The 10,984-nt window shown below is 72.0% G+C and carries 9 protein-coding genes; 7 read left to right on the top strand and 2 right to left on the bottom strand.

Features of this window, described 5'->3' with window-relative positions:
- The first annotated feature begins 54 nt into the window (after positions 1–54).
- Together ilvC and serA are read left to right on the top strand one after the other, a co-directional pair.
- On the top strand, positions 55–1,053 hold the full coding sequence (gene ilvC, locus L7D48_RS12600) for a ketol-acid reductoisomerase (RefSeq protein WP_237879489.1): 999 nt from the start codon (positions 55–57) through the stop codon (positions 1,051–1,053).
- 250 nt (positions 1,054–1,303) lie between these two features.
- Positions 1,304–2,893, top strand: coding sequence for a phosphoglycerate dehydrogenase (serA, locus tag L7D48_RS12595; protein WP_237879486.1), 1,590 nt, complete (start codon positions 1,304–1,306; stop codon positions 2,891–2,893).
- 145 nt (positions 2,894–3,038) lie between these two features.
- On the opposite strand, the gene L7D48_RS12590 is transcribed toward serA, so the two are convergent.
- Entirely contained in the window at positions 3,039–4,238 is a 1,200-nt protein-coding gene (locus tag L7D48_RS12590) for a CdaR family transcriptional regulator (RefSeq protein ID WP_237879488.1), read from the bottom strand.
- A 191-nt stretch (positions 4,239–4,429) separates the two neighbouring features.
- Between L7D48_RS12590 and L7D48_RS12585 the strand changes: the two genes are divergently transcribed.
- Together L7D48_RS12585 and pruA are read left to right on the top strand one after the other, a co-directional pair.
- Positions 4,430–5,356: a proline dehydrogenase family protein gene (locus tag L7D48_RS12585; RefSeq protein WP_237879484.1), complete on the top strand. Its 927-nt coding sequence runs from the start codon at positions 4,430–4,432 to the stop codon at positions 5,354–5,356.
- A gap of 75 nt (positions 5,357–5,431) precedes the next feature.
- A complete protein-coding gene (gene pruA, locus L7D48_RS12580) occupies positions 5,432–7,063 on the top strand; it encodes an L-glutamate gamma-semialdehyde dehydrogenase (protein WP_237879482.1) in 1,632 nt (543 codons plus the stop codon).
- Between the two features lie 81 nt (positions 7,064–7,144).
- Here the strand turns inward: pruA and L7D48_RS12575 are convergent, their stop codons facing one another.
- On the bottom strand, positions 7,145–7,825 hold the full coding sequence (locus tag L7D48_RS12575; protein WP_237879480.1) for a Uma2 family endonuclease: 681 nt from the start codon (positions 7,823–7,825) through the stop codon (positions 7,145–7,147).
- 420 nt (positions 7,826–8,245) lie between these two features.
- Here L7D48_RS12575 and L7D48_RS29135 point away from each other — a divergent pair, with 420 nt between their 5' ends.
- The 3 genes from L7D48_RS29135 (at position 8,246) to L7D48_RS12565 (ending at position 10,928) form a co-directional block, all read left to right on the top strand.
- The gene (locus L7D48_RS29135; RefSeq protein WP_093663306.1) at positions 8,246–8,380 is read left to right on the top strand and encodes a hypothetical protein; all 135 of its coding nucleotides are present in this window, start codon (positions 8,246–8,248) and stop codon (positions 8,378–8,380) included.
- Positions 8,381–8,553: 173 nt separating this feature from the next.
- Entirely contained in the window at positions 8,554–9,591 is a 1,038-nt protein-coding gene (locus L7D48_RS12570) for a 3-isopropylmalate dehydrogenase (RefSeq protein ID WP_237879478.1), read from the top strand.
- Between the two features lie 233 nt (positions 9,592–9,824).
- On the top strand, positions 9,825–10,928 hold the full coding sequence (locus L7D48_RS12565; protein WP_237879476.1) for a branched-chain amino acid aminotransferase: 1,104 nt from the start codon (positions 9,825–9,827) through the stop codon (positions 10,926–10,928).
- Positions 10,929–10,984: the final 56 nt, after the last annotated feature.

Here is a 10,984-nt window from a genome sequence, read left to right as displayed (position 1 = left end):
CGACCCGTACGGCGAGACCGCCGGTGCGGCAAGAACAACAAGGAGATATCCCAAGTGGCCGAGCTGTTCTACGACGACGACGCCGACCTGTCCATCATCCAGGGCCGCAAGGTCGCGGTTCTCGGTTACGGCAGCCAGGGCCACGCCCACGCCCTGTCCCTGCGCGACTCGGGCGTCGACGTCCGCGTCGGTCTCCCCGAGGGCTCCAAGTCCCGGGCCAAGGCCGAGGAGCAGGGGCTGCGCGTGGTCACCCCGGCGGAGGCCTCCGCCGAGGCCGACGTGATCATGGTCCTGGTGCCGGACCCGATCCAGGCCAAGGTCTACGAGGAGTCCATCGCCCCGAACCTCAAGGACGGCGACGCCCTCTTCTTCGGCCACGGCTTCAACATCCGCTTCGGCTTCATCAAGCCCCCGGCCGGTGTGGACGTCTGCATGGTCGCCCCCAAGGGTCCGGGCCACCTGGTCCGCCGCCAGTTCGAGGAGGGCCGCGGCGTCCCCTGCATCGCGGCCGTCGAGCAGGACGCCACCGGCGGCGCCTTCCAGCTGGCCCTGTCCTACGCCAAGGGCATCGGCGGCACCCGCGCCGGCGTCATCAAGACCACCTTCACCGAGGAGACCGAGACCGACCTGTTCGGTGAGCAGGCCGTGCTGTGCGGCGGCGCCTCGGCCCTGGTCAAGGCGGGCTTCGAGACCCTGGTCGAGGCCGGCTACCAGCCCGAGATCGCATACTTCGAGTGCCTCCACGAGCTGAAGCTGATCGTGGACCTGATGTACGAGGGCGGCCTGGGGAAGATGCGCTGGTCGGTCTCCGAGACCGCCGAGTGGGGCGACTACGTCACCGGCCCGCGGATCATCAACGAGAACACCAAGGCCGAGATGAAGAAGGTCCTGGCCGAGATCCAGGACGGCACCTTCGCCAGGAACTGGATGGCCGAGTACAACGCCGGCCTGCCCAAGTACAACGAGTACAAGAAGGCCGACGGCGACCACCTGCTGGAGACCACCGGCCGTGAGCTGCGCAAGCTCATGAGCTGGGTCGACGACGAGAACTGAGCGGACCGCCGGGCCGTCGCGGACGGCCCGGCGCCGCCCGACCCGCCCGCAGGTGGACGCCGCGGCCCGCCGACGGGGCGGAGCGGCCCCGGTGATCGGCCACCGGGGCCGCCCCTCCGCCGATACACTGCACACACAAGCGCGTCACAGGCTCACAGCGTCGTGCGTCTCCACGCGGCTGCCCACCTCCACCGCCCTCGGCCGTCGGGACGCGGCCGCCGGCACGGACCAGTGAGGACTGAAGACCGAAGTGAGCAAACCCGTAGTACTCATCGCCGAAGAACTCTCCCCGGCCACGGTCGACGCCCTCGGCCCGGACTTCGAGATCCGGCACTGCAACGGGGCCGACCGAGCCGAGCTCCTGACCGCCATCGCCGACGTCGACGCGATCCTGGTGCGCAGCGCCACCAAGGTCGACGCCGAGGCCATCGCCGCGGCCCGGCGGCTGAAGGTCGTCGCCCGCGCGGGGGTCGGCCTGGACAACGTCGACGTCTCCGCCGCCACCAAGGCCGGCGTGATGGTCGTCAACGCGCCGACCTCCAACATCGTCACCGCGGCCGAGCTGGCCTGCGGCCTGATCGTCGCCACCGCCCGCAACATCCCGCAGGCCAACACCGCCCTGAAGAACGGCGAGTGGAAGCGCAGCAAGTACACCGGCGTGGAGCTGTCGGAGAAGACCCTCGGCGTCGTCGGCCTCGGCCGCATCGGCGTCCTGGTCGCCCAGCGGATGTCCGCCTTCGGCATGCGGGTCGTCGCCTACGACCCCTATGTGCAGCCCGCCCGGGCCGCGCAGATGGGCGTCAAGCTGCTCTCCCTGGACGAGCTGCTGGAGACCTCCGACTTCATCACCGTCCACCTGCCCAAGACCCCCGAGACGCTGGGTCTGATCGGCGACGAGGCGCTCCACAAGGTCAAGCCGACCGTGCGGATCGTCAACGCCGCACGCGGCGGCATCGTGGACGAGGCGGCGCTGCTGTCGGCCCTGAAGGAGGGCCGGGTCGCGGGCGCGGGCCTGGACGTGTACGCCACCGAGCCGTGCACCGACTCCCCGCTGTTCGCCTTCGACAACGTCGTGTGCACCCCGCACCTGGGCGCCTCCACCGGCGAGGCCCAGGAGAAGGCGGGCATCGCGGTCGCCCGCTCGGTGCGGCTGGCGCTCGCCGGCGAGCTGGTCCCGGACGCGGTCAACGTCCAGGGCGGCGTGATCGCCGAGGACGTGCGGCCCGGACTGCCGCTGGCCGAGCGGCTGGGGCGGATCTTCACCGCGCTGGCGGGCGAGGTCGCCGTCCGGCTCGACGTCGAGGTCTACGGCGAGATCACCCAGCACGACGTCAAGGTGCTCGAACTCTCCGCGCTCAAGGGCGTCTTCGAGGACGTCGTCGACGAGACGGTCAGCTACGTCAACGCGCCGCTGTTCGCGCAGGAGCGCGGGGTGGAGGTCCGGCTGACCACCAGCTCGGAGTCCCCGGAGCACCGCAACGTGGTGACCGTGCGCGGCACCCTGGCCGACGGCCAGGAGGTCTCGGTCTCGGGCACCCTCTCCGGACCCAAGCACGTCCAGAAGATCGTCGCCGTCGGCGAGTACGACGTCGACCTGGCACTGGCCGAGCACATGGCCTTCCTGCGGTACGCCGACCGTCCCGGCGTGGTCGGCACCGTCGGCCGCATCCTGGGCGAGGCCGGCATCAACATCGCCGGCATGCAGGTCTCCCGTGCCGAGGAGGGCGGTGAGGCACTGGTCGCCCTCACCGTGGACGGCCCCATCCCGGCCCCGGTGATGGCCGAGATGGCTCAGGAGATCGGCGCCACCTCGGCCCGCAACGTCAACCTGGAGGACTGATCGAAGATCCCTCCTCCGGGTGAACTCCCGGGAGGGATCCGGAGACCGCCACGGCCCCGGCACGGACATCCGCGCCGGGGCCGCGGCGTTCCGCCGAACCGTCCGGTCCGCAGCCGCGGCGGGCGTCTTCCGCGGAGGCGGCCCCTCAGCCCTTCAGCAGCCGCGCCGTCTTCAGCGCCATGTGCAGCAGCAGCCGGTCCTCGCCGTCGTCCAGGTCGAGGCCGGTGAGCTGCTCCACCCGCGACAGCCGGTAGTACAGCGTCTGCCGGTGGACGCCCAGCAGCGCCGCGGTGCGGCCCGCCTGGCCCGCGCAGTCCAGGAACGCCTCGGCGGTACGGGCCATCTCCCGGTGGCCGGGCTCCAGCAGCGCCCGCACCGACGGGTCCGGCGCACCGGCCGCCGGCGAGCCGGAGGGGCGAGCGATCGAGGCCAGCAGCCGGTACGGCCCGATCCGGTCCCACCGCGCCACCGGCCCGAACCTGCTCTCCGCCCGCGCCGCCCGCGCCGCGGCCAGCGCCTGCCGCCAGGCACCGGGCACCGGGCCCAGCCCTGTGCAGGGATCGCCGATTCCCGCCGTGGCCCCGGCGCGCGGCGAGCGCAGCAGCCGTTCGGCGGCTGTGCGGGCCGGATCGAGGGCGCCGGGTGTGCGCAGCCGCACCAGCACGGCCAGCCCCTCCGTCCCCGGCACCGCGCACACCGCGATCGCGCCGGGGATTCCGGGCGCCGCCGCCGACCGGCCCTCCGCACCCTCCTCCCACGGAACCACGGCCACCACCGCCAGCGGCCCCGCCGCCACCGGCCCCAGCTCCCCGGCCAGTTCCGCCTCCGCGAGATCCGCAGCCGCCCGGTGCCCCGGCGCCGCGGTGAGGAGGGCGCACAGCAGTTCGCCCCGGCGCGCACCCGCCCGGGACTCGTCGGCCAGCAGCGAGCCGATGCGGCGCGCGACGGCCTGTACGTCCGCCAGCCGGGGGTCGGACAGCTCCAGCGCACCGTCGTCCAGCAGCCAGATGTAGCCCAGCACCACCCCGCCGTGCCGCACCGGCACGCAGATCCGGCCCCGCAGCACCCCGGCCGACGGGTCCGGCGGAATCCGTACGGGCTCCACCGCCCGGGTGATACCGAAACTCTCGAACCACGCCCGCACCCGTGCGGTGGAGCGGCGCCGGAGGATCGAGCGGGTGCGCACCGGGTCCATCAGGAGGGCGCCGTCCTCCCCGTCCTCCTCGTCGCCCTCCCCCTCGTGGGCTCCGAAGGCGATCAGCCCGAAGTCGCGGTTCTCCAGTGTCGCGGGAGTGCCGAGGAGGGCGGTCACCTCGTCGATCAGCACCTGGTAGTCCTCGCGCACCGCCTCGCGCCGCCTTTCGCACACCGCCCGCGGCATCCCCGCGGACACCACCATTGTCATACAGATGTCTGAGATCCGGGCCACGGAAGCGTGACAGCTGTCGATGGCGGGAAGGCGGAGCGATCCTTAGTTTCGACGGTGGCTCACAAGCCGCTCGAACACCGTCGGAGAACCACCCGTGGAGGTGCCCCGTGCTGGGTCCCGTGCTTCTCGCGGCCGCGCGCAGCGACAGCATCCGCCGCGTCGTCTCGGCCGCACCGGTCACCCGCCCCGTGGTGGACCGCTTCGTCGCCGGAGAGCGCCTAGACCAGGCCATGGAGACCGTCGGCTCCCTCACCGGCCGGGGCCTGGAGGTCACCCTCGACCACCTGGGCGAGGACGTCACCGACCGCACCGAGGCCCTGCGGGCCCGCGACGCCTACCTGGCCCTGGCCGAGGCGCTGCGGGAGGCCGGCCTGGGGGTGCGGGCCGAGATGTCGGTGAAGCTCTCCGCCTTCGGACAGGCCCTTCCGGGAGGCGACGACATCGCCTACGAGGGCGCCCTGCGGGTCGTGGAGGCAGCCGCCGAGGCGGGCACCACCGTCACCCTGGACATGGAGGACCACACCACGGTCGACTCCACGCTGGCCATCCTGGCGAAGCTGCGCGAGCGCTTCCCCGCCACCGGCGCGGTGCTCCAGTCCTACCTGTACCGCACCGAGGACGACTGCCGCGCCCTGGCCGGCGAGGGCTCCCGAGTCCGGCTGGTCAAGGGCGCCTACAAGGAGCCCGCCTCCGTCGCCCTCCAGGACAAGCGCGAGGTGGACCGGGCGTACGTGCGCTGCCTGCGGATCCTGATGGCGGGCGAGGGCTACCCCATGATCGGCTCCCACGACCCGCGGATGGTGGCCATCGCCCAGGAGCTGGCCCGCCGCGCCGGCCGCAAGCCGGACGAGTACGAGTTCCAGATGCTGTACGGCATCCGCACCGCCGAGCAGGACCGGCTGGCCGCCGCCGGCCACCGGATGCGCGTGTACGTCCCGTACGGCACCGACTGGTACGGGTACTTCATGCGGCGCCTGGCCGAGCGCCCCGCCAACCTGGCGTTCTTCCTGCGCTCGCTGGCCACCAGAGGCTGAGGCCGAGCGGTCCACGGCCGCGCACGGCTCCCGACGTACGACGACAGATCCGAACCCTCGAAGGAGACACGGCTCATGGACGCTGTGACCCAGGTCCCCACGCCGGTGAACGAGCCGGTGCACACCTACGCACCCGGCACGCCGGAGCGCGCCCGTCTCGAAACCAGGCTCAAGGAGCTGGCCGAGAACCCGATCGACCTGACGATGACCATCGGCGGGAAGCGGCGCCTCGGCGGCGGCGAACGCTTCGACGTCGTACAGCCCCACAACCACAAGGCGGTGCTGGGCACCGCCGCACACGCCACCCGGCAGGACGCGCAGGAGGCCGTCGACGCGGCGCTGGCCGCCGCCCCGATGTGGCGCTCGCTCTCCTTCGACGACCGCGCCGCGGTCTTCCTGCGGGCCGCCGAACTGCTGGCCGGCCCCTGGCGCGAGACGATGGCCGCCTCCACCATGCTCGGCCAGTCCAAGACGGCGCAGCAGGCGGAGATCGACACCCCCTGCGAACTGATCGACTTCTGGCGCTTCAACGTCCACTACGCCCGCCAGATCCTCGCCGAGCAGCCGGTCGCCAACTCCCCGGGCGTGTGGAACCGCATGGACCACCGCCCGCTGGAGGGCTTCGTCTACGCGATCACGCCCTTCAACTTCACCGCCATCGCGGGCAACCTCCCCACCGCGCCGGCGCTGATGGGCAACACGGTGATCTGGAAGCCGTCCCCGACCCAGACCCACGCCGCCGTGCTGCTGATGCGCCTGCTGGAGGAGGCGGGGCTGCCGGACGGCGTCATCAACCTGCTGACCGGCGACGGCAAGGAGGTCTCGGAGGTGGCGCTGACCCACCCCGACCTCGCCGGCATCCACTTCACCGGCTCGACGAAGACCTTCCAGTACCTGTGGAAGACGGTCGGGAACAACATCGAGAACTACCGGACCTACCCGCGCCTGGTCGGTGAGACCGGCGGCAAGGACTTCGTCGTCGCCCACCCCTCGGCCGACCCGGCGGTGCTGAGGACCGCGCTGACCCGCGGCGCCTTCGAGTACCAGGGCCAGAAGTGCTCGGCCGCCTCGCGCGCCTACGTGCCGCGCTCCATCTGGGAGAGCGGCTTCAAGGAGGAGTTCACGGCCGAGGTCGAGGGCCTGACCATGGGCGATGTCACCGACCTGTCGAACTTCATGGGCGCGGTCATCGACGAGCGCGCCTTCGCCAAGAACAAGGCCGCCATCGAGCGCGCGAAGTCCGACCCGTCCTGCGAGATCGTCGCCGGCGGGAGCTGCGACGACAGCGTCGGCTACTTCGTCCGCCCGACCGTCATCACCTGCGCCGACCCGGCGAGCGAGGTCTTCCGGCAGGAGTACTTCGGCCCGATCCTGGCCGTCCACGTCTACGAGGACGCGGAGTACGAGGCGGTGCTGGAGCAGATGGAGTCGGTCGCCCCGTACGGCCTGACCGGCTGCGTCATCGCCCAGGACCGCGCCGCCGCCGCGCACGCCTGCGAGAAGCTGCGCTACGCCGCCGGCAACTTCTACATCAACGACAAGCCCACCGGCGCCGTCGTCGGCCAGCAGCCCTTCGGCGGCGGCCGGGCCTCGGGCACCAACGACAAGGCGGGCTCCAAGCAGAACCTGATGCGCTGGACGTCCACCCGCTCCATCAAGGAGAACCTGATTCCGCCGACCGACTACCGCTACCCCCACATGGGCTGACCTCCCTCAGCGGCCCGTGAAGCGGCCATGAGCGGCGCCCCCGCCCGGATCCGTCCGGGCGGGGGCGCCGTCGCGCGAGGGTCAGGAGCCGCGGCGTGGGCCGGTGATCGCCTCCCCGATCACGAAGCCCTTCGCCGCGCCGTCGGGGATCGCCACCTCCGTCCCGTACGGGACGCGGGTCTCGGCGGCGTAGACGGCCTCGTCGGGGGAGGGGGAGGTCAGCACGGTGACGGTGCCGTGGCCGTCGTGGTCGTCGATCAGGACGTACACCGGCACCCCCGCGCGGGCGTACGCGCGGCGCTTGTGGACCCGGTCGCGCTCGATCGCGCGGTGCCCGGGGGAGACCACCTCGACGGCCATCTCCACACAGGACGCCTTCAGCCCCAGCCCGTCCTCGGTGACGTGCTCGGTGTCGTCCTCGGGGGCGACGAACAGGTCGGGGACGTAGGCCGTCAGCTCGTGGATGACGTTCATGTCCTGGTAGGCCACGTGGTCACCGTCGTCGAGAAACCTCTCGAGGGCTCGGCGCAGGCGGTTGACGATCTGACCGTGGCAGTGGCGGCCGGTGGGAGACACTTCGATGGACCCCTCGACGATCTCGGCGTGAAAGCCCTCGGGGAGTTCCAAGGTTTTCCACGCCTGCCACAGGGCCTCGTCCAGGCCGGCCCGGGGCGGGGCCTGCGGGCCGCGGTGGGGCCTGGGGTCCTCCTCGGTCTCGTCGACCTCGGTGACCTCGGGCGCCTCGTGCGTGAGAGCGGTCATGGCGTAGCACCTCCTCCTTGAAGTATGGGCGGGCTCTTCGTCGCGGTACAGCGCGTACGGCGGTACTGGTGCGACATGGGTGACGCCAGTGACGCTAGAGATCTTCCGTCCTCCCGCGCCCGCAATGGCCCACCCTTCGCCCGAACGAGTGAAGTGCGCGGTGTCACAGCGGTAAAACCGCAGGTCGGAGAAGGTCCCGTCTCAGATAGTAGGAAGGCCAACTAATCGGCGGGACATTACAGCTTTCAGCCCTTACTTTGGTAGAAGCCGAACGTCTCGCTCCATCAGCGAATGGCGGATGAGGCGCCGTGCCCGTCGCAGGTGACCCCTGCCGCACCGGCCGCCCCCGCCCTTACGGCGCGCTCGGGAATCCCTCCCCTTTCCACCCTCCGGTTCTTCCGTCCCCTCAGGGAGTTCGCCATGGACGCGACCGCACGCCGCCGCCCCCGCCACACCGCCCGCGACCACCACGACAACGCCGACCGCCGCAACGCGGCCGCGGCCCTCCAGCGGGCGCTGGACCGCCGGGACAACGGCGGCGCCACCGGCCACTGAGGCCGGAGCCCGCCGCCCGTCCGGACCGCACCGCCGTACGAGCCGTCGCCGGGCCGAGAGTCCCGGCCGCGGCTCGTGCGGCGGTGCGGCGGTGCTCGTGCGGCACTGGAGCGTCCGGTCCGCATCGCGGACAGTGCGTGTCATCCCCTGGGACGAGCGGTATGGTCCCTCCCATGTCTCGCAGCATCGACCTCGCAGTGATCCCCGGTGACGGCATCGGCCGGGAAGTCGTGGCCCAGGGCCTGAAGGTCCTGTCCGCGGTCCTTCCGCAGGACGCGAAGCTGCGGACACGGGAGTACGACCTCGGCGCGAAGCGCTGGCACGCCACGGGGGAGACCCTCCCGGACGCGGAGCTGGAGCGGCTCAAGGGGCACGACGCCATCCTGCTCGGCGCGATCGGCGACCCCTCGGTCCCCTCCGGGGTGCTGGAGCGCGGGCTGCTGCTCAAGCTGCGCTTCGCCTTCGACCACTACGTCAACCTGCGCCCGTCCAAGCTCTTCCCGAACACCGCGACCCCGCTCGCGGGCCGCCCCGACATCGACTTCGTCGTCGTCAGGGAGGGCACCGAGGGTCCGTACACCGGCAACGGCGGCTCCCTGCGCACCGGCACCCCGGCCGAGGTGGCCACCGAGGTCAGCGTGAACACCGCCTACGGCGTGGAGCGCGTGGTGCGGGACGCCTACGAGCGGGCCAAGGCCCGGCCGCGCAGGAAGCTCACGCTGGTCCACAAGAACAACGTCCTGGTGCACGCCGGCCACCTGTGGAAGAACACCTTCGACCGGGTCGGCGAGGAGTACCCCGAGGTCACCACCGACTACCTGCACGTGGACGCCGCGACGATCTTCTTCGTCACCCAGCCCGAGCGCTTCGACGTGATCGTCACCGACAACCTCTTCGGCGACATCCTCACCGACCTCGCCGCCGCCGTCACCGGCGGCATCGGGCTGGCCGCCTCCGGGAACATCAACCCCACAGGCGCCTTCCCGTCGATGTTCGAGCCGGTCCACGGCTCCGCGCCCGACATCGCCGGCACCGGCAAGGCCGACCCCACCGCGACGATCCTCTCCGTCGCGCTGATGCTGCGGCACCTGGGCCTCGACCCCGAGGCGGCCCGCATCGAGGAGGCGGTCTCGGCCGACCTCGCGGAGCGCTCCGCGCCCCGCACCACCGACGAGATCGGCGATGCCCTCGCGGCGCGAGTAGCCGGCTGACGCCCGGCCGTACGCTCCGTCCGGCCGGGCTGCAGGCGCCCGGCCGCTGGGCTACTCGGCGGTTGGGTGCGAACATCTACCACCAGGACCGCCCACCCGTGACCCCATGCGGTCTGCTGCCCCCGATAATCGGACACGGGGCCGCTGTACGCAGGGAAGCTCGGACGTCCTAGTACCGACCGGGGCGACGGGAGCGCGGTCCACCACGACACCCAGTGAAGGACGCGCTCACCATGACGACGCCCCGTATCGAATTCGACCTCAAGCCCTCCGCGCAGCTACTGCCCGCCGCGGAGCGCGAGGCGGTGCTCGCCGACCCCGGTTTCGGCCGGCACTTCACCGACCACATGGTCACCATCCGGTGGACCGAGGGCCGAGGCTGGCACGACGCGCAGCTCCAGCCGTACGCCCCGTTCCAGATGGACCCGGCGAACATGACGCTGCACTACGCCCAGACGATCTTCGAGGGGCTCAAGGCGTACCGCCAGCCCGACGGCTCGGTCGCCGTCTTCCGCCCGGACGCCAACGCCCGGCGCTTCCAGCGCTCCGCGCGCCGGCTGGCGATGCCGGAGCTGCCGGTGGAGACCTTCGTCGAGGCGTGCGACCTGCTGGTGCAGCAGGACAGGGCGTGGGTGCCCGGCAAGGGCGAGCAGTCGCTGTACCTGCGCCCCTTCATGTTCGCCGCGGAGGTCGGGCTCGGCGTCAAGCCCGCGAACGAGTACCTGTTCGTGGTGATCGCCTCGCCCGCGGGCGCCTACTTCCCGCGCGGCGTCAAGCCCGTCTCGGTCTGGCTGTCGCAGGAGTACGTGCGCGCCGCCCCCGGCGGCACGGGCGAGGCCAAGACCGGCGGCAACTACGCGGCCTCCCTCGTCGCCCAGGCCGAGGCCGCCGAGCACGGCTGCGACCAGGTGGTCTGGCTGGACGCCGGTGAGCGCCGCTGGATCGAGGAGATGGGCGGCATGAACCTGTACTTCGTGAAGGGGTCGGGCAAGGACGCCACCATCGTCACGCCCAGGCTGACCGGCACCCTGCTGCCGGGCATCACCCGCGACTCCCTGCTGACGATCGCCTCCGACCTGGGCTACCGCACCGAGGAGGCCCGCATCTCCGTCGACGACTGGCGCGAGGGCAACGCCGACGGCTCGATCACCGAGGTCTTCGCCTGCGGCACCGCGGCCGTCATCACACCGGTCGGCACGGTGAAGTCCGCCGCCGGGGACTGGACGGTGGGCGACGGGGAGCCGGGCGGGATCACGATGGAGCTGCGCGAGGCACTGCTGGCGGTCCAGACCGGCCGCGCGCGGGACACGCACGGCTGGATGCACAAGCTGGCCTGAGCCCGGCCCGGCGGTGGCGGGAGGACCGAGAGCGTCCCGGCCCTCCCGTCCCGCTT

The organism is Streptomyces sp. ICN903, assembly GCF_022015835.1.
GTDB classification, from domain to species: Bacteria; Actinomycetota; Actinomycetes; order Streptomycetales; family Streptomycetaceae; genus Streptomyces; species Streptomyces fenghuangensis.
This window is presented reverse-complemented; position numbering and strand designations above follow the sequence as displayed.

Bases quoted from the DNA above. Each gene is read 5' to 3' on its own strand.
- pruA (WP_237879482.1), top strand. From the start codon at position 5,432: ATGGACGCTGTGACCCAGGTCCCCACGCCGGTGAACGAGCCGGTGCAC.
- L7D48_RS29135 (WP_093663306.1), top strand. From the start codon at position 8,246: ATGGACGCGACCGCACGCCGCCGCCCCCGCCACACCGCCCGCGACCAC.
- L7D48_RS12570 (WP_237879478.1), top strand. From the start codon at position 8,554: ATGTCTCGCAGCATCGACCTCGCAGTGATCCCCGGTGACGGCATCGGC.
- L7D48_RS12565 (WP_237879476.1), top strand. From the start codon at position 9,825: ATGACGACGCCCCGTATCGAATTCGACCTCAAGCCCTCCGCGCAGCTA.
- L7D48_RS12575 (WP_237879480.1), bottom strand. From the start codon at position 7,825: ATGACCGCTCTCACGCACGAGGCGCCCGAGGTCACCGAGGTCGACGAG.